Genomic DNA, 16,553 nt, shown 5'->3' with positions numbered 1-16,553 from the left:
AGGCGGTGTCTTCTGTAGCAAGGTTGCCGATTTCCGGAAGCTCGTTCTGCGGATTCCGCGTCTGGAGTTCTGACCGTGATGTCTCAGGATCAGGCAGGAAATGCTTGCAGTAAGTGGGCGGTATTGCGCAAGCATCCGCTCTTCTCCGATCTTGCGCCCGAAGCGCTCGACCAGCTCTGCCGTTACGCCAGACACACTTCGCTGAAGCGAGGAGCGACGATCTTCTCCAAGGGCGATCCGGGAGACAACCTGTTTGCGCTAATTTCAGGCACGGTGAAGATCAGTATCTCCTCGTCAGAAGGCCGCAACGCGATTCTCAATCTGATCGGAGCGGGTGAGATGGTCGGCGAGATTGCGGTTCTTACCGGCAAGGGGCGGACGGCCGATGCCATCGCAAACACCGATTGCGAGATCCTCGTCATTGACCGTCGAGATTTTCTGCCTTTCGTGCGAAGCCAACCGGCACTGGCGATGAAATTCATCGAGCTGCTCTGTGAGCGGCTACGCCACACCAGCGAGCAGGTCGAACAACTCATCCTGCTCGATCTGCCGGGCCGGCTCGCCAGCGCGCTACTTCACCTGACCGAAGGGCGCAAGCTCAACCCCGGAAGCCGGACGATCGCCATTACCCAACAGGAAATCGGCGAGATGGTCGGCATGACGCGCGAGAGCATCAACAAGCAGTTGCGCGCCTGGACCGCGCGTGAGTGGGTTCGGCTCGAGCACGGCAGCATCGTCGTACTCGATGCCAATCCGCTTCGGGAACTCGCCGAGGATCGATCGGGCAGCAACAAAAAGCAATGCGCACGTCGATGGTGACGGAAATGTTCAGGGTCATTTTGAGGACTGCAATGTTGATATTTTTGGCGGCGACCGCGATCGCTCAGGACGTGAAGCGAATTTCCGCAAACGGTGCCGAACTCGCCTATGTCGAAATGGGGCAAGGCGATCCGGTTGTTTGACATCGACGGCGAGGCAGTTCTTGGCCTGCATGGGCGACCAGCCTGACGGCGACGTCGCTGAAATGGTGGATGCAGAGCGCAGCGGCCTGCCCGTGGCATGGATTGTTCCGATCTGATTGCGACGCCGTAGGATCGGCCGCGCCGCTCGGGCCGCCTTTTTGATTTCGCAAGTTGAGAGCAAACTAGGTCCCCGATTTGAACCTGCAATCCCCACTGGATGGATTCCGACGAGGGGCCCCGCCCCGTCCAATCCCACGATCGCGGTACCGAAAATTGCGCTCGCCTCGGATTTTCCGCGACAGAGGCTGCTTTCGCCCGACCGGTGGGCGTCTTTCAACATCCCCTGTATGAACGTAAAGCTCCGCTCGCCCAAAGCTCACGAACTGCCTATCCGTAAGATTGGATGCGATATCGTAGGCCTGCCTGGTGTGGGGAAAAGCGGTAGCGCTCCCGCATCCAATCGTACGATTTTCTGCGATTTCGCGCGCTAGATGGTGGCCCAACGCGGGGCGCCGCTGCCGATCCTTATCCGAATCTCGCCCTCACGCAAACCCGTGCGTGCCGACGTCGCTTGAGACGCTTTGGTCTCATCGACCCCAATTAAGAAGGATGCGTCGACGACGCGGTTCCGCGAACCGCGCTGACGAGGAGGAAGGTCATTTTTGCGAGGCCATCACTGTCAGCTCAGTTCATCCGGTGTTTGGGTGTAAAGCAGACGGAGCTTCTTCAAGCCCCGACTTCTGCCTGTGGCCGATTCTGTTGAAAACGGGTGGCTGTTGCGACGCAAAGTGATCGCTGGTCCTTGCACGGGCGACCGCTACGTGCCGCCCGGCACGAGACCTGTTCAGTAGCAAGGAGGATAGGGGTAATAGCCGCAATAGGGCCGGGCATAGGCAGCTCCTACGGCGGCAGCTCCAACGGCTGCAGCACCGGCATACATTGCGCCCCGGTATGCGGTGCGCCGCGCGACGCCTGCAAAGGAAAGCGGTGTAAAGGGGCGGCCGATAATATCGATGAAGATCGAGGCCGCGCCGTCCGCTCCGGTGAGATCGCCTTCGAGTGTCTGAACGGTGAAGATCAACTTGTCTCCGTCCAGCTTCGGATTCTTCAGGACGACGACGGCGTCCTTGACGGTGCCGTCCTTGCTGTTGAAAGCCGAAACAGTCGCATTCGGAGGATCGCTGGCAAAGCTGTCCTTGCCTGTGCCCCAGTCGGCCACGATGTCAGCCGTCAGTTGATGGCCGGCGGCGCGCACGGGCCGGTCCGCGAATATGATCGAGTTCGGCATGATCCCGGTCAACACCAGACTGTCGCCTTGCAATGTCGCACCGCGGGAATTGAGAACGATAAGCGACGGCACAATTTGAGCATGCGCAGCAGATGGCGAGCCGATCGTCTTCAATTGTCCTTGCGTGGCGTTCTGAGCCGGCGCGGTCCCGGTGTCGAGCAGTAACGTCGCTGCCAGCAACGCCATGCAAATCTGCATGCCCTTCTTGTTGCGCATCTCGTTCTCCTTGCGATCGGCCGGAGGCTTCCGGCGGTTGGTCGATGCGGACCGTAGACACCGCGAAACCGGCCGCCTATGCAAAATCGGCAGAAATGAAGGGGCGTCCAATCATGATGTTTTCTGCATCGTCCGGCGTGGTGGATCGAGCTCTCGTTCATCTGCAATTTGCAGTCTGATCGCCGTCGTCGACCGGCTCGTCGAACAACAGCTAGGCTTTGCGCTGAAGCGTCGTTAGCGGTGCTTCTCCGAAAGCGGCACGGTATGTCGCGGCAAAGCGTCCGAGTTCAATGAATTGATGCTCCCGCGCGATGCTGGCGACGCTCGCTGTAGACGGGTCGGCGCGCCGCAGTGCGGCGCGTGCGCTGTTCAGCCTGCGTAGCAAGAGGTATCGCATCGGGCTGACGCCGAGAAACTCGCGACAGCACATCCGCAATGTGCGTTCGGCCACGCCGATTTCGTCACAAAGATCGGGCAGCGTGACCTTCCGGTCGACGGATTTGTGCAGCGCTGTTTCGAACCGTGTCATCAAGGCGGTGTGGTTGGAGCGTGTCCTGGAACTGTCTTCCATCCCGTCGCCGGCCAAGCAATGGATCACGGCATGAAGCATCTCCTGTTCGAGCGCTCTTGCCACTTCGGGCCGCTCGATTAGTTTGCCTGCGGGCCTCGCCAGATGGCAGGCGTGCCGAAACAGGCTTAGAAAACGGGACAGGTCCGCGCCGCAAGGGTGGAGCAGTCTGGTGGAGCGCGGTGGCAGGATCGGCCGGGCGGTCAATACCGCGCCACTGCTTGCAAGTTGATCGAGAGGCAGGGATATCAGGCCCCATTGGCACTTCCCGCTCGATAGCTGATGCACCTGTTGGCCTGCGCCATGAAAGGCGATCCGGTCGCTTTGGAAGGCAAACCCGTCGCATTCCAGGCTCGTCCGGCCAACCGGAAAGGACAGATAGACCCTGTCGGCTGCAAGCGAAATGCAGGCAACTCGCGGTAGCCATTCGCGCAACCGTACGATGACGAGATGCTCCAGTTTCAGCCGCAGTAGCTCCGCTTCGAAAGCTCCGGGACCAGTTATCGTAAGAATTACACCGGCGTCACCAAATCCGGCTTCGTAGGCTGCTGGATCGTCAAACCTTGAAATGGAGCGCTCAGCCATATCCCTTGTCCCATCGGACGGGCGAATGGCTCTCGCGACCATTTGATGCCCAAGGGCTTCCTCGATGGGCCACCATCAGTCAACGGATGGGAGGCGACTATGCAATTCCGGCGCGCGAGACGAATTGGCGCGCTCAAAGAGGCGCGGAAATGAAATTTCGAGCGAGAGCCGAATTGGCGAAAAATGGCCTGTCGATTTGCGCGGTAAGGTAAAGTAAATGCTTGGGCTAGTGAAGCCGTCCCACGATAACTTCGGTCGGCAGCGTCGTGGGACGAATGAGATGAAGATCGGGGTCCTGCGCGGGGCGCCGCAGTGTTTGCGAGGGCAACTCTCCAAACAGGGTGCGGTAGGCGACCGAGAAGCGCCCGAGCTCCCAGAACCCGTAGTCGGTCACGATACGGGTGACTGTAGCCGTGGAGGCGTCAGCGCGCAGCAGTGCGCGCCGGACCATATGCATTCGTCGCAAGGCGAGATAGCGCATTGGAGCCATGCCGAGATGCTCTTCGCAGGCCGATCGCAACGTCCGCTCGGAAACGCGGGTCGCAGCGCAGAGCTCGGTCAGGTAGACGGCACGGTCGGAATTTTCGGCCAGATGATCCTCGAGCCGCGCGATAATCGCATCGTGGCGCTGCCTGTTGCTCGTGATCTCGATGCCGGCTCCTTCCGCGAGGCATCGAACCATTAGATGGGACAATTGTTCTTCGACCCCGCGACGTAGCTCCGGCGACTCCAGAGCATCCGGGGTCGTTTGGGCCAGATCGCCGACGGTTTGATGCATCTTCAACAGGCGCGACATCAACTCCGGGTGGGGTCGAACCACGCGCGTTGTCAACTTTTCCAGAAGGTCAGATCCAACGACAGTCGCCAGCGTTGCACTCAGATCATCCTCGGTGAGTGACATGGAGGCATAGCGGTGATTGGCGTCGGAACGCTGATGCGACACGTCGAGCTTGTCGATGATGATGTCGCCCGGCGCGACGTCCACGCCGCAGTGCTGCATCGGAGCGCCATCCAATTGCGTCAGAAAGCCAATGGATCTTCGGCCCGGCCGGACGGCAATTCGGTTGACCTGCGGCAGATTTACCTCGTACCGGCTCATCCAAAGCCGGTCCAATCCAATCTGCTCCATCTTCAGTTCGAACTCGCCGCGCTTTGTTGGAAATAGATTGACCTCGCATCCCTGGATTGCGCTCGGGGAGAGCAGCGGATCCTCGATCCTTATCGTTCTCATCCAGAACACCTGAATGCTCCGCGCTTCATTCGGATACCAGAGAACGCTCGACAATAGCGTCGTCTTCGGAAAAGCACCTTATGTCGCACACAACTTCTGATCAATATGAGCGGTTCGTTGCTGGGTACTCTTGTCCAGCCCCTCGTTCGAACCCATGCTAGGACAGACGTAGGTGATGAATTAAGTGGCTCGGCCATTGGCCTCTCGCCCGCCATCCCGCCATCGAAGTGCTAGTTTTCGTTCACGACGGAAGCGGCGTGCCGTTTTTGCATAGTCGCATCGGCATCGCGCATGCTCCTCTGCGAAAACAGAACGCGGTCGGGACCAAGCGCCGATCCGCGATCAACGAGTTGCTGCGAGAGGATCGGGAAGCGAAATGCGTGCACGAATTCTGGCTGTCCTCTGCCTCCTCTGTGCATGGTCCGGCTCCGTGTCCTCCGCAGGCGCCCAGCAGGCATCGTGGACCCAGATCGGCATGCTGGCTTGCAAGCTCGACCCTAGCGTCGGGTTTGTCATCTTCGGCCATCAATCGATGTCGTGTCGCTTTACACAAAACTCGCCATTTCCGACACAACTCTATGAAGGCGCCCTCAATACCGTCGGAATCGATATCGGCGTTTCGGCCGGAGGCGCACTCGCTTGGGCGGTCCTTGCCCCGACGGCAGGCCCTCCGCCCGGAGCTCTCGCCGGCGAATATGTCGGGGCGTCAGGCGACATCGGCCTCGGTTTAGGCGCCGGCGTCAATGTTCTTGTCGGTGGGTCGGGGCGGTCATTTGCGTTGCAGCCCGTTTCGGTAGAGGGCTCGGTAGCTGTCAATGTGACCCTCGGCCTTTCCGGGCTCCAACTGCGTCCGATCTATTAGCGCGCCGCCGTCCGACCGCCGCTTGTGCAGTCCCGAATTGCTCGACGAATGCTCGTGGCGCGCTTTCCATAGCGGGCTTGCGCCGGCGAAAACTGCCTCCGCGCCAATCGGAAGGGGCTGCCGTCGAAAACGGAAGCGATGCGTCAAGGGCAGGGGCTGTGCCTACCGCGGTCTCCATTTCTCCCGAAATTCGCGTGGCGTAGCGCCGGAAATACGGCGAAACGCACGCGAAAAATGCGCCGGATCGGCATAGCCGGAAGAGAACGCGATTTCGATGATCTTGGCGTCCGTCTCACGTAGAAGCTTGGCGGCATTCTCAAAACGGATCAATTCGAGCAAGCTTGAATATGTCAGGCCAACGCTTGAGAGTTTGCGTTGAAAACTCCTGACGCTTGTGCCCGCCATCTCAGCGATTTTCGCGACCGCCGGGATTCCCTCATCCAGGTAAGAAGGCAGCATCAGCTTAAGTGCACTGACAAGCTCGTCGCCGAACGGCTGAGGCTCGTCCTCGGAGAGATTCATCACCGTATCGTGTGTCAGGCTGGGTAGGTCGAGATGCGCCACGGGCACATCAATCCAGGAGGCTTCCTGGCCCGGCAGAAAGCGCGTATTCGGCCAGAAAGCCTGAGCTTCCGAGCCTGGTGCATAATTCGCCTCAAAGGCCATCGTTGAGGGAGCCCACTCCGACCCGGCGAACTGTCGAACAATGTGGATGACGAAGACGTTCTGCAGCCATTGTGAGTGTTCAAGATGGAGCATGCCGGTAGTCCCGCCCAGCTTGCTGCAAATTATTACACGATCGCCGCGGCGCTCCAGCCACATGTACAAGTTCGTGTCTTCGAGCGATGCCCACTTGCACAGTTGCTGCAGGGCGGCGAACAGCGTTGGAGAGTAGCTGATGATGGTTCGAAGCTTATCACTCAGGTGGCAGAACTGCAGCCGTTGCGAAGCGTGAAAGCCAATATCCGTGATGCCCTGCGATCTCTGCGCGGCTTGCGCAAACGATATGGCAGGCAATATCGGAATATAATGATCGGCTTTTTCTTGCAGCGCTGTCGGGAGGCCAAATTTCGACAGGAGCGTCGCGGTGGGAGCTCCGATCTCGTTATGAATGTCTGCAAATGGAATGAGGAATTGGCAGCGGGTTAGGGGAATTCCGCTCATGTTGCTCGTCCCCTGCGTGCGGCGTTCATCTTTACGGCCGCGCTTTGTCGTCGCAAGAGTATGAGGAGCGATCGCGAAATCTGCTTGATGGATGCATGGAGCGCCGCATTGCAGCGGAGCATGTGAGGCTGAGACGTGCGCAATTGACCTTGAATCCGAAATTGCAATTTAGGCGGCCCATGGCCAGACGGGCCACCAATTCGATCACATTATAAGAAGATCGCAAGCAGCAGCGGTCTGAGTAAGGAGATCACGCTTGCAATCCTTCATAACGTGCGCATGAAACCCGTCTCTTCGCCATCCCGACACTCTGTCCGAGCGGCGATTTCGGCGTTGCTGCGTCAGGATGTCGCAGCTGTGCAGCGCACGGCGCGCCGACTGGGCCTCAGCGTGCGTTCGCTGCAGCGACACCTCGCTGGTATGGGGACGAATTGCAGCGAATAGGTCGCCGAAGTCCGTCTCGATACTGCCTGCCGCCTCCTTGCCGAGTCCACCGAACGCATTTCGGACATCGCCTTACGGCTTGGCTACACCGGAGCGAGCAGTTTCAGCCGAAGCTTTGCGGGTTTGATGAAAATGCCGCCGATTGCGTATCGACAGCAGCAGGCCGCAAAAGGTGATGGCAAGGCGCGTGCCAGCAAAAGTTAGTGCGTGGGCGCTTGCACTGATTGGTCGTGGTAGGCGCGAACGCGCACGGCCACGACGCAGCCAGCGGCCCTGCGTCGCCCCGCAAACGAGCATCGCCTTGGCATTCTACTGGTGTTTGAGCTGTGTTTTTCGGCGGCAATGCGGCCCGAAAGAAATGGCGCCGTGCGTAAATGATTGGCGCGAAATGGCAAGACGCTTCGCGCTGAAAGACGCGAGATGCAGAGGTAAAGCCAGACGTTGAGGTCAATCATTATGCACTGCGCCTCGCCTATTGCCATTGCTGCTGCCAATCTGATCTGCACGTCCGCGCGAAGTGGTCCGTCAGGGGGCCATGCAAACGGGTTGCGTTGCAATATTGGGGGTAGCTTCCTCACTTCACCGGCTTTTTTGATGCGATCGAAAGGCGCCGACCAATGATTGGCGGTACCAGCGATCGATATCGCGTTCTTGTCGCGCGCGCCGAAGCCATCGCTGCGGGGAATGCCGAAGAAATGCCCCGCATCCCCGCGATATGCCATCAGCTCTCGGTGAGCCAGCGTACCCTACGAAAGGCGTTCAGAAGCGTTTACGGAGAATCACCGTGCCGTCGAATTCGTGTGCTCCGACTGAACCAGGCAAGGCAGGCGCTTCTTGCGGTGGACTGCGAGACCGCAAAGGTGACGGAAATTGCGATCTGCTTCGGGTTTTTCGAGCTTGGACGGTTTTCGGTCGAGTATCGCAAGCTGTTCGGCGAGAGCCCTTCGCAGACGCTTCGAGCGGCGGGCCGGGACAGCGAGATATCGCACGATGGCAGAGCTGGACTGCGCAACGCCAGGATCGACTACCAGAATCCACGGTCGAGAGCTTTCGGCGCGAGCGCGATGGGCGTGGTTCAAGATCGTGATGTCGAAAGCGCATAGCGGGAGCGGGCTGGCTGAGATGAGGCGAGCCTACAGGGAAAACCAATCGGAAGGGCGCCGTGTCGATTGACCTGACGAAGGCCTGGTATGTTTCCTTCGAGGTGCCGAAAAGGATGCGCAAGGCATCTGCGCAACGCCAGCCGAGGCGGAGTGAGAGCTTTCCGACCGAGCTCGACGCCCGGAGGTTTGCTCGCCAGAAGTTCGAGCAAGGATACATCGTGACCGCGGGCACCATCAATCCCTGCACACCGCGGCGGGCGATACCTTCGGCGATCATTCACCGTTGGCTTGCGGAAACGTCCGAGCCGCCATTGGTCGGGCCGGCCACATTCGAGGATACCAAGGAGCCGGATCTGCCGTAGGAGCCTGCCGCAATGCGGCAAGCCTGTGCATTGGCAGGTTTTGCATAGACCGTTCCGACGCATTGTGGATATCGTTTCAACGATGCTCTCCCGCAATGTGCCGGGTTCGCCGGACGGCGCATAGTGCGCGAGTTGACCGACATAGCGCCTGTCGCTACCCGATCGATCAGCTTGGCCGCATCACTACTGTCAGACATCGCCCATAAGGATCTCGTTCGAGGAGAGCGTCTTGCAGGTTACGGCGAAAGTTGGAGCGCTGAAGGCGCGCAATTGCGTTGGTTTCCCAGGATTGGTGCTGGCCGTCTTGATTTGCCTCTCCAGCGGAATTGCCCGTGCTGACGACGATGATTCGTCGAAGGGGGTGTCGAGCACTCCGAACGTCTACCTCGACATGAGAACCACCTACGCGAGGGTGCCCGCCGGTGCGCTGGCAGTCGGTTTCGGCAATTCGTCGCTGCTCACGGCGTTGCAATCCGCCGCCGTCTCGAATGCTGGCAGCTTGGCGGCAATTGCAGGCGGTGCGACGCTGCCGGGCGCCCAGAGTGCCGTGGTCGATCTTCCCATGACGATCGATGTGAGCGATAACGTCTCGCTCTATGCCGGCGTGTCGGCCAGCTCGACCAGCACTCCGATGACCGGCTGGTCGTCCGTGGCGATCACGAGCTGGAATCTTGGATTTCAGGCCGATCTCTACAATCAGAACGGCGGCTCGCTTCCGACCTTGACTTGGCAATCGACCATTACCCAGGCGATTCCGAATGGGCCATTCGCTACCACGACTTTTACTAACATCTTCGAATTCGACTATGCGTTCGACCAGGACGAGACCCGTGGGTGGCTCGCGGGAGTACAGGACACGCGGGTTATCGTCGGTAGTCCACTCGCGACCATCCATCCCGATATCATGGGCTATGTCGGCGGTTACTACCAATGGCCGAACAACTGGAAGTTTACGGGTCGCGCGGGCGTGCAGGTTTTCGGCGGCGCTCAGCTCTTGAGCCGCGCGTCAGTCTCCTCCTTCACCCAGCCGATCGTGCGACTGGACCTTGACCGGATGGACGACAACGACAACCGCCTGTTTGGCGTGACCGCGCAGATCATGTGGGTGCCAAAGCCTGCTTACCAGATCACGCTCAGAACGCCGCTCTATTTCGCACGCAATTAGGCTTCCGGTCACCATGACGGTGTTTCGGCAAGGTTGAACCAGGCCAGGAGCGTCCGGTCGCCGCTCGACATCACCGGATTGTCAGAATTTGCATATTCGTCAGCCTGCTCGCCTGACACCGAGAGACCATTGACGCTCAACATCGACTGCGCGCCGATGCTTCCGCTGCGGCAACTTGGCCACAGTCGGGAAAACAGAACGCGCGCGTCAGAATCTGCATAGTAGGTTGCGCGCATTCGATGCGATCACCGCTGCACGATTTATTCAATCAATCAGGTGCGGCAATGAATAAGACTGGAAAGTTTGGAGTTGCGATCGCGGCTTCGCTGATGATGGGCGGTTACGCGGCTGCTGCGGATTTGCCGGCGGCGCCCGCCTACAAGGCGCAGGCTCCGGTTGCCGCCGTCTACAACTGGACGGGGTTCTATATCGGCGGCAACGCCGGGTACGGCTGGGGCAACCAGGACCCGATGGTGCTGTTCGCCAACAGGTTCGATCGAGCCGGTTTTGACATCAGTGGCGGCATGATCGGAGGCACGTTTGGTGCGCAGATTCAGCAGGGATACGTCGTGCTCGGCCTGGAAGGTGACATCGACTGGGCCAACATCAGCGGGTCCTCCGTCGTAACGCCGAGCATTCTCGGCATCGGGCAGGGCGTTACGCTGAACACCTCGTCAAACATCAGCGCGCTGGCGACGGCAAGGGCTCGGGTCGGTATCGCCATGAACAACGTGCTGATCTACGCCACCGGCGGCGGGGCCTTCGTCAAGTCGACCGCCAGCGCATCAACCATCGCCGGCGTACCCTGCGGCACGCTTGGCGTCCTGCCGGATTGCTCAGGCTCGTCCTGGCGTCCGGGCATCTCCGCGGGTCTCGGCGTGGAATATGGCTTCACACCGAACTGGTCCGTGAAGGCCGAGTATCTCTACACGAAAGTCGTCGGCACCGGAGTCAGCACGGATGAACTGAATGTCGTGCGTGGCGGCATCAACTACCGGTTCTGAACAAGGGCCATTGATCACATATTCGGTCTTGTTCGACGGACGATACGCCGCCTCGACCGTCCGATAGGACTGTCTTGATCTCGATCGCGCATCCGAGCCGATGCTTTTCAGCTCGGATGCCAGTCGCCCGCGAAGGCGCCCGGCCTCTGAAAGTCGTCTGAGACCTTTCCACATCCGATTCATTACAAATGGGATCCCCAATGCGTTCGAGACTGCTGCTTTCCGTAGCTCTGCTGGTTGCTACAATGGTTTCCGCCAGGGCCCAGACCCCGCTATCGGCCTATGTCGACGCGAATGGATTTATCGATGTTCAGAAGCTGACCTGCGCGCAACTCGCCGGGACCTACCAGGAGGACGCCGATGCACTGACGGCCTGGTACAGCGGCTGGTACAACGGCCTTGCCAAGAAGCATTTCCTCGACCTGCGCAAGGGCAAGCTCGTGGAGCACGAAGTCATCGTCTACTGCAAGGCAAATCCCGAAAAACTCATCATCGACGCTATTTCCGTCGTGTTCAAAGCGGAGCGGGAGATGATGGGCATTCAGATGAAGTAGATTGCCCTAAGAGCGGATCGGTCGCCCGCTACGGACCGATCCGCTGTGCGCGGTCTTGTTAAAAGCGGCACAGCCTGTTTCTATTTTTCGCTTGAAGTGCCGCTCAGACGAGCGGGATAATTTGAAATTGAATGATTTCGGGCAATACACCGACGCCATTATGGGCGCGAGGGTGACGTTTCTGAAATCCGCTCCGTCCACTCACGATTGGGGGGTGAAGTCGCTCACACTGAATCGCACGATCCTTCAGTTCGGCGCAGACGGCGGTCCGGGGATTGCACATGGCGTCACTGACCCGAATTTTACGACGTTGATCATCCAGTCGTCCAACTTCAACGATCGCGTCGTGCTCGATGGCGCACCATGCCAGGCCTCTGACCTGGTCATTTTCCCTCCCAACTGTCACTTCACCTTTGTCCGCTCCGGTCATGTCGAATGGGTGGCGTGGTCGCTGCCGAAGGAGGAGAGTATCGCGAGGAAGATGCTCCCTGCAGCCACGACTCAGGCTTCGCCGAAGACCGCCAAGCACCTCATCCGGCTGCCAGAGCCGATCAAATCGAAACTGATCGAGGCGTCGAGGCAGGCTTTGCGTTCCATCTCCGATCCCGTCGATCGGCCTACGATGGCCCGGCAGGCTGAGCAGGCCCTGATGGATCAGCTGGCTTGCATCCGGGACAGTCGTCTGAGCGAAACCTTCCTGCCCAACAAGTACACCCTCTCGTACGAGCGAATCGTTCTGGAGGCGCTCGAGTTCGTCGGGACAAGGTCGGAAAGCATCGTCCATATCAAGGATATCGTGAGAGCGACCGAGGTGGAATACCGCACCTTGCTGCGCGCTTTCGAGCGCTATCTCGGCTTCTCGCCAAAGCACTATCTGAGGCTGCGGCAGTTGAACCTGGTTTATCATGAGATCAGTCGTGACAACGGTGCATCGGTCGGAGTCGTCGATATCCTATCGACCCATGGCGTCACTGAGTTCGGCAGATTTGCTGGCCACTACCGGTCGCTGTTTGGCGAGTTGCCATCCGAGACATATCGCCGGTCTCTCGCATCGAGGTCAGGTAACGCGCCGTGACCTTGGAGTGGGGTTTTGGTGCAACACCACCAAGAATTGGTCGGCGGTGACAGTTTCTGCATACCGACTGAGACAAGGTCGATGGCAAATGGCTCATGTGTTTTCCACATTCTATGAGGCTCACAGGCGATGAAAAAAATCAGCTTACTTACCGCAGCGGTGGTGATGTCCGTTTCGTTCACGGGTATTGCAAAGGCCGCCGATCTTCCGCAGCGGCCGACGTACAAGGCGGCGCCGATCGCTGCGCCGATGATGTACAACTGGTCCGGCTTCTATCTCGGCATGAACGGCGGATATGGCTGGAGCAACCAGTGTATCGATCTCACCGCGGTCAATGGAATTGGTGGAGTGTTCGCGGAAGGCTGCAATAGCAAAGGCGGCGGCATCATCGGCGGCCAGCTTGGTTATCGTTGGCAGGCCGGACAATTGGTGTACGGTCTGGAAGCGCAGGGCGACTGGGCCAACATCCGCAACACGCGCATCAGTGCGCAGGATCCGACACGCACTTACAAGTCGACCCTCGCCGGCTTGGGTCTCTTCACGGCTCAACTTGGCTACGCGGCCAACGAGGCCTTGTTCTACGTCAAGGGCGGCGGCGCGGTTGGTAGCCAGGACTTTGCCATCATCGACAATGTGACCGGCACGGGCCTCGCCTTTGCGAATCGGACCCGCTGGGGTGGCGTCGTGGGTGTCGGCTTCGAGTACGGCTTCTCTCCAAATTGGACGGCCGGCATCGAGTACGACTATCTGTGGCGAGTGAACGAGAGCAACACCTTCTCGACGCCGTCACTCGGGCGCATCACGTCCATCACCGCCAACACCAAGACGGACGCGAGTCTGCTCGCACTCCGCCTCAACTACAAGTTTGGTTACTGATGAAGAAAGGAGGTCGGCCAATTCGGCCGGCCTCCATTCTTTTCCATCATGCTTGGGCCCAGGTAGCCCATGATTCCGGAGTTGATCATGCTGTCGAATACGATGCGTGCGATTGCTTTTCTTGGTGCTCTGACGGTCACAAACATGGCCTTGGCGCAAGACACGGCGCCCGGCGCGCCTCTAAAGACGATCGGGGCCACCAAACCCCAGGTCGTTCCATCGCTGATCGTGTTCAACTCCAGGGGCGCGAACGTGCAGCCCGGCAAGCTGGTCCTCACCGGCGTCGCGCCAAATGCGATCATATTTGCGGACCGGCCGGTTCGCTCGGCTGGTCACGATCTAACCAGCCATATCGTGGAAGACTGGGGAACCGGAAGCGACAATTTCGCAAAGAATCCGCCCAACGCCACAGTGTCCGTATTCCAAAAGGAGGGCAACACTGTGCGCGATGTCGTTGTAACGCTGAAGAATCCCAAGCTCGAAGGCGACAACCTTGCCTTCGATGTCGATATTCTCGAGGGTGACATCAAGGGCGCCGATGGTCCTGCCTCTGTCTTCATCGACATCATCGGCCTTCCGTTTACGCCGCTTTCATTCGCGGGCGTTGCGCGACGCACCGCCTATCGAGGTGCGTATTATGCCGGAGCCGCCGCGGCGGCTGGCGCTGCGGCTGCTTACGTCTACCACCCGTATTACTATCGGCCGCCGGTTTGCGGATACTATCCCTATCCTCCATGCTACTAGCGGGACCGCGCGGAGTTCGGCCTGGCGTCGTTGCGCTGGGCCAGCCGCGGGCCGACGCGCCGTGTGTACCAATTGCGGCCAGCCGGCACTGGACGATGGTCCTCTCGACTCGAGGAAGCGCCGGCCCGTCCAGAAACGAGCCGATTTCGAGTCTTGGCGCTACACCCCGAAAGAGTCCGGATGAGCCGACTGCTTGCTACGGATTGGGCTTGTGATGACTGAGGTCATGCAGTGAAAGGCGGGCCTCGCGCACCAGATCCACAAGCGAGAGCGTGAAGAAGCTGAGAGCGACTACAAAGAGTAGCGCAACGCCGTATTCATGCTGGAATTGAAAGAAGGTGCACACGAACGCCAGGATCACCAGCAGCGAGGTGACGATTGCGCTGACCGTCGCGAGAACGATTGCCTTGTTCAGAAGCACAGCGCGACGCTCGAGGTGTGGGATATCAGGGTGCATTCCGGAACGGCCGTCGTCGGCCGTAGCGTGCAATGCCTGTAGCCTGTCGACGACGCGATTCATGCGCCCGATCAGAAGCGACACGAAGGCCGCAACCGCGCCAAGGAGAAACGCCGGCGCCGCTACTTGCGAAATGACCTGCGACAGGTGCGCTGCGGTCGGTGTGTCGATCAGCATTTGGCTACTGTTCTCCGCAACCGGGTACCTGCGCCGCCGCTTACATTGGCTTCCGGGCGAGCGCTCGCAACGAAAGCTTAGCGCATCATTGGTCACGGGGGAGCTTTTTACAACGGTGCGAGATCGTTGCTCAATTCGCTGCGTAGCGTGACGGGCGAGGGGACGCCGCGAAGCGTCCCCACAGCCCCGCCGCTTCAACTTACGTCGCTTTTTTTGGCCGCCGGGATCGACCACGTGCCATTGAGTATCGACGGGTCGTCCTCGTTCGGCCAATACATGCGCAACATCAGGATGAACTTGCCGGTCGGCGCGGGCAACCAGTTCGACTCCTTGTCGGCCCCCGGGGATTGATTCTGGATGTACAGGTCCGTTGATCCGTCCGGATTGACCTTGAGATTCTGTCGTGAGCTGATCGAGTAACGATTGATCGGGTTGGAGACGAAGAAATAGTTGGCATCGTACATGGTAACGGACCAGAAGCCGCTCACCGGCGGCAGTTGGCCCTTTGGAAAACGCATGACGTATTTGTTCGAGCCGTGATAGTCGCTACCGTCTGCGTCCTTTAGCGAAAGCGGATAAACCGCGTCTCTGTTGCGGTTCGCGCCGAGCCCGATCGCGGTGACCAGCGCACGATTGAGATAGTCGGTCCCGTAGACGCCGGTCTCGGTGTCGTAGATCCATCCGTTGACCTTCTTGATGGCGTCGTTGACCTTGAGCTGGAGCATGATGCGATCGAACGCGGCGCGGGGAATGCGCTTGACGAAATCCGCGTCCAGCTTGCTGGCATCGAAGTCCTGGCCCGGGACAAGACCGATCTTGGCGAACCGCGCGAGTTCGGGCGCGTCAGCAGCAGAGGGAGGATTCACTTTCATCAGCCGGGCGAGCAGGGTGAAGTATTCGGCCGCATCCATGCGGTTGACCTGTTCGCGCACGGCCGTCTTCATGTCGATGGACGGATCGACCGTGCCCGAGGGAGGCGTGTAGTCCTTTCCGTAGGAGCTCAGCGGCACCAGCCTGAACTGGTCCTGCAAGGCGTGGACGGCTGCGTAGTCTTCCGGAGTGCCCGTGCAGTAGATCCGGCCGAGCAGCCAGACGATGTTGGTTGGGGCTTTCAATTCCTTGACGCCGGACGGAAGCGTGCCGCTCCAGCCCGGACCCGTGATTGCATAGGTCTGCGCCCCGGTGCCGGTTGTGCGTTTTCCGGGCACCGCGAACACATTGGTCCAGCCGTCGAGCATCGGCATGAGGAAATACCGGTCCTTCATGTCGGGAATGCTCAGCACCCATGGCTCCTTGCCGACGTCGAAGAATGCCGTGGTGTAGAGCGTATCGGCGTTCGGTGCTGTCACATCGCGAAACGAGGCGTCCGGATACTGACGCAACCTAATGATTTGCCCCATGGGGGCACGCGTGCCCTCCGGTTTGACCACGTTGGTGAAGACCCGGCGCGTCATCTCGATTGTGACAAGTGGATAACCGAAGACATAGGCGTCGGTGGCGAGCCAAAAATCTTCCGCCCCTTCAACGATATCAAATACTGGGCCTTCGTGCGCTCGGAGGATCGACGGGGTCAGTGCGGTGGAAGCGGCGGCAAGTCCGGTCTTCAGCGCAAAACGGCGGGTGATGTCCATCGTTCTTTCCTGGGATTGGTTTCGTTCAAGACGGTTGTATGGCAGCGTTGCGGCGCTCCATCTTGTGCCGCGCAAGGCAGGCTAG

General features: G+C 59.4%; 19 protein-coding genes. 12 read left to right on the top strand and 7 right to left on the bottom strand.

Annotated elements, in window-relative coordinates:
* Positions 1 to 78 precede the first annotated feature (78 nt).
* Together XH92_RS32985 and XH92_RS32980 are read left to right on the top strand one after the other, a co-directional pair.
* Positions 79 to 819: a Crp/Fnr family transcriptional regulator gene (locus XH92_RS32985; RefSeq protein ID WP_194455866.1), complete on the top strand. Its 741-nt coding sequence runs from the start codon at positions 79 to 81 to the stop codon at positions 817 to 819.
* 5 nt (positions 820 to 824) lie between these two features.
* Positions 825 to 962 carry a hypothetical protein gene (locus XH92_RS32980; protein ID WP_194455865.1) on the top strand — a complete coding sequence of 46 codons (138 nt, stop codon included), beginning with the start codon at positions 825 to 827 and terminating at the stop codon, positions 960 to 962.
* Positions 963 to 1,806: 844 nt separating this feature from the next.
* On the opposite strand, the gene XH92_RS32975 is transcribed toward XH92_RS32980, so the two are convergent.
* The 3 genes from XH92_RS32975 to XH92_RS32965 form a co-directional block, all read right to left on the bottom strand.
* A complete protein-coding gene (locus XH92_RS32975) occupies positions 1,807 to 2,466 on the bottom strand; it encodes a hypothetical protein (protein ID WP_246787800.1) in 660 nt (219 codons plus the stop codon).
* Between the two features lie 211 nt (positions 2,467 to 2,677).
* Complete coding sequence (locus XH92_RS32970) at positions 2,678 to 3,619, bottom strand: helix-turn-helix transcriptional regulator (protein ID WP_194455864.1); 942 nt, start codon at positions 3,617 to 3,619, stop codon at positions 2,678 to 2,680.
* A 226-nt stretch (positions 3,620 to 3,845) separates the two neighbouring features.
* The gene (locus XH92_RS32965; RefSeq protein ID WP_194455863.1) at positions 3,846 to 4,904 is read right to left on the bottom strand and encodes an AraC family transcriptional regulator; all 1,059 of its coding nucleotides are present in this window, start codon (positions 4,902 to 4,904) and stop codon (positions 3,846 to 3,848) included.
* 322 nt (positions 4,905 to 5,226) lie between these two features.
* On the opposite strand from XH92_RS32965, the gene XH92_RS32960 reads away from it, so the two are divergent.
* Positions 5,227 to 5,712 carry a DUF992 domain-containing protein gene (locus tag XH92_RS32960; RefSeq protein ID WP_194455862.1) on the top strand — a complete coding sequence of 162 codons (486 nt, stop codon included), beginning with the start codon at positions 5,227 to 5,229 and terminating at the stop codon, positions 5,710 to 5,712.
* 162 nt (positions 5,713 to 5,874) lie between these two features.
* Here the strand turns inward: XH92_RS32960 and XH92_RS32955 are convergent, their stop codons facing one another.
* Positions 5,875 to 6,876: an AraC family transcriptional regulator gene (locus tag XH92_RS32955; protein WP_194455861.1), complete on the bottom strand. Its 1,002-nt coding sequence runs from the start codon at positions 6,874 to 6,876 to the stop codon at positions 5,875 to 5,877.
* Between the two features lie 501 nt (positions 6,877 to 7,377).
* Between XH92_RS32955 and XH92_RS43250 the strand changes: the two genes are divergently transcribed.
* The 4 genes from XH92_RS43250 to XH92_RS32935 all read left to right on the top strand — a co-directional run bounded on the left by XH92_RS43250 (position 7,378) and on the right by XH92_RS32935 (position 9,950).
* On the top strand, positions 7,378 to 7,524 hold the full coding sequence (locus XH92_RS43250; protein WP_305825880.1) for a hypothetical protein: 147 nt from the start codon (positions 7,378 to 7,380) through the stop codon (positions 7,522 to 7,524).
* Positions 7,525 to 7,937: 413 nt separating this feature from the next.
* The gene (locus tag XH92_RS43765) at positions 7,938 to 8,423 is read left to right on the top strand and encodes a helix-turn-helix domain-containing protein (protein WP_194455860.1); all 486 of its coding nucleotides are present in this window, start codon (positions 7,938 to 7,940) and stop codon (positions 8,421 to 8,423) included.
* Between the two features lie 59 nt (positions 8,424 to 8,482).
* A complete protein-coding gene (locus tag XH92_RS32940; protein ID WP_194455859.1) occupies positions 8,483 to 8,785 on the top strand; it encodes a hypothetical protein in 303 nt (100 codons plus the stop codon).
* Between the two features lie 229 nt (positions 8,786 to 9,014).
* Entirely contained in the window at positions 9,015 to 9,950 is a 936-nt protein-coding gene (locus XH92_RS32935) for a hypothetical protein (protein WP_246787798.1), read from the top strand.
* Between the two features lie 8 nt (positions 9,951 to 9,958).
* Here XH92_RS32935 and XH92_RS32930 read toward each other — a convergent pair whose 3' ends face one another.
* On the bottom strand, positions 9,959 to 10,186 hold the full coding sequence (locus tag XH92_RS32930) for a hypothetical protein (protein ID WP_194455858.1): 228 nt from the start codon (positions 10,184 to 10,186) through the stop codon (positions 9,959 to 9,961).
* A gap of 3 nt (positions 10,187 to 10,189) precedes the next feature.
* Here XH92_RS32930 and XH92_RS32925 point away from each other — a divergent pair, with 3 nt between their 5' ends.
* The 5 genes from XH92_RS32925 to XH92_RS32905 all read left to right on the top strand — a co-directional run bounded on the left by XH92_RS32925 (position 10,190) and on the right by XH92_RS32905 (position 14,203).
* A complete protein-coding gene (locus XH92_RS32925) occupies positions 10,190 to 10,954 on the top strand; it encodes an outer membrane protein (RefSeq protein WP_246787796.1) in 765 nt (254 codons plus the stop codon).
* 245 nt (positions 10,955 to 11,199) lie between these two features.
* On the top strand, positions 11,200 to 11,508 hold the full coding sequence (locus XH92_RS32920) for an HdeA/HdeB family chaperone (protein WP_246787795.1): 309 nt from the start codon (positions 11,200 to 11,202) through the stop codon (positions 11,506 to 11,508).
* Positions 11,509 to 11,629: 121 nt separating this feature from the next.
* Positions 11,630 to 12,583, top strand: a complete 954-nt coding sequence (locus XH92_RS32915; protein WP_194455856.1) for a helix-turn-helix domain-containing protein — start codon at positions 11,630 to 11,632, stop codon at positions 12,581 to 12,583.
* Between the two features lie 129 nt (positions 12,584 to 12,712).
* Positions 12,713 to 13,459 carry an outer membrane protein gene (locus XH92_RS32910; RefSeq protein ID WP_194455855.1) on the top strand — a complete coding sequence of 249 codons (747 nt, stop codon included), beginning with the start codon at positions 12,713 to 12,715 and terminating at the stop codon, positions 13,457 to 13,459.
* An 87-nt stretch (positions 13,460 to 13,546) separates the two neighbouring features.
* Positions 13,547 to 14,203 carry a hypothetical protein gene (locus XH92_RS32905; RefSeq protein ID WP_371817847.1) on the top strand — a complete coding sequence of 219 codons (657 nt, stop codon included), beginning with the start codon at positions 13,547 to 13,549 and terminating at the stop codon, positions 14,201 to 14,203.
* Between the two features lie 196 nt (positions 14,204 to 14,399).
* Here XH92_RS32905 and XH92_RS32900 read toward each other — a convergent pair whose 3' ends face one another.
* Both XH92_RS32900 and XH92_RS32895 read right to left on the bottom strand, forming a co-directional pair.
* Positions 14,400 to 14,837: a DUF2721 domain-containing protein gene (locus tag XH92_RS32900; RefSeq protein ID WP_194455854.1), complete on the bottom strand. Its 438-nt coding sequence runs from the start codon at positions 14,835 to 14,837 to the stop codon at positions 14,400 to 14,402.
* A 194-nt stretch (positions 14,838 to 15,031) separates the two neighbouring features.
* On the bottom strand, positions 15,032 to 16,468 hold the full coding sequence (locus tag XH92_RS32895; protein WP_194455853.1) for a DUF1254 domain-containing protein: 1,437 nt from the start codon (positions 16,466 to 16,468) through the stop codon (positions 15,032 to 15,034).
* Positions 16,469 to 16,553: the final 85 nt, after the last annotated feature.

It is taken from the genome of Bradyrhizobium sp. CCBAU 53421 (genome assembly GCF_015291625.1).
In the GTDB taxonomy this organism is placed as follows: domain Bacteria; phylum Pseudomonadota; class Alphaproteobacteria; order Rhizobiales; family Xanthobacteraceae; genus Bradyrhizobium.
The sequence above is the reverse complement of the archived record's forward strand: the minus strand, read 5'-3'. Positions and strand labels throughout refer to the sequence as shown.

Bases quoted from the DNA above. Each gene is read 5' to 3' on its own strand.
- XH92_RS32895 (WP_194455853.1), bottom strand. From the start codon at position 16,468: ATGGACATCACCCGCCGTTTTGCGCTGAAGACCGGACTTGCCGCCGCT.
- XH92_RS32960 (WP_194455862.1), top strand. From the start codon at position 5,227: ATGCGTGCACGAATTCTGGCTGTCCTCTGCCTCCTCTGTGCATGGTCC.
- XH92_RS32985 (WP_194455866.1), top strand. From the start codon at position 79: ATGTCTCAGGATCAGGCAGGAAATGCTTGCAGTAAGTGGGCGGTATTG.
- XH92_RS32980 (WP_194455865.1), top strand. From the start codon at position 825: ATGTTCAGGGTCATTTTGAGGACTGCAATGTTGATATTTTTGGCGGCG.
- XH92_RS32975 (WP_246787800.1), bottom strand. From the start codon at position 2,466: ATGCGCAACAAGAAGGGCATGCAGATTTGCATGGCGTTGCTGGCAGCG.
- XH92_RS32900 (WP_194455854.1), bottom strand. From the start codon at position 14,837: ATGCTGATCGACACACCGACCGCAGCGCACCTGTCGCAGGTCATTTCG.
- XH92_RS43765 (WP_194455860.1), top strand. From the start codon at position 7,938: ATGATTGGCGGTACCAGCGATCGATATCGCGTTCTTGTCGCGCGCGCC.
- XH92_RS32910 (WP_194455855.1), top strand. From the start codon at position 12,713: ATGAAAAAAATCAGCTTACTTACCGCAGCGGTGGTGATGTCCGTTTCG.
- XH92_RS32930 (WP_194455858.1), bottom strand. From the start codon at position 10,186: ATGCGCGCAACCTACTATGCAGATTCTGACGCGCGCGTTCTGTTTTCC.
- XH92_RS32955 (WP_194455861.1), bottom strand. From the start codon at position 6,876: ATGAGCGGAATTCCCCTAACCCGCTGCCAATTCCTCATTCCATTTGCA.
- XH92_RS32925 (WP_246787796.1), top strand. From the start codon at position 10,190: ATGCGATCACCGCTGCACGATTTATTCAATCAATCAGGTGCGGCAATG.
- XH92_RS32920 (WP_246787795.1), top strand. From the start codon at position 11,200: ATGGTTTCCGCCAGGGCCCAGACCCCGCTATCGGCCTATGTCGACGCG.
- XH92_RS32970 (WP_194455864.1), bottom strand. From the start codon at position 3,619: ATGGCTGAGCGCTCCATTTCAAGGTTTGACGATCCAGCAGCCTACGAA.
- XH92_RS32905 (WP_371817847.1), top strand. From the start codon at position 13,547: ATGCTGTCGAATACGATGCGTGCGATTGCTTTTCTTGGTGCTCTGACG.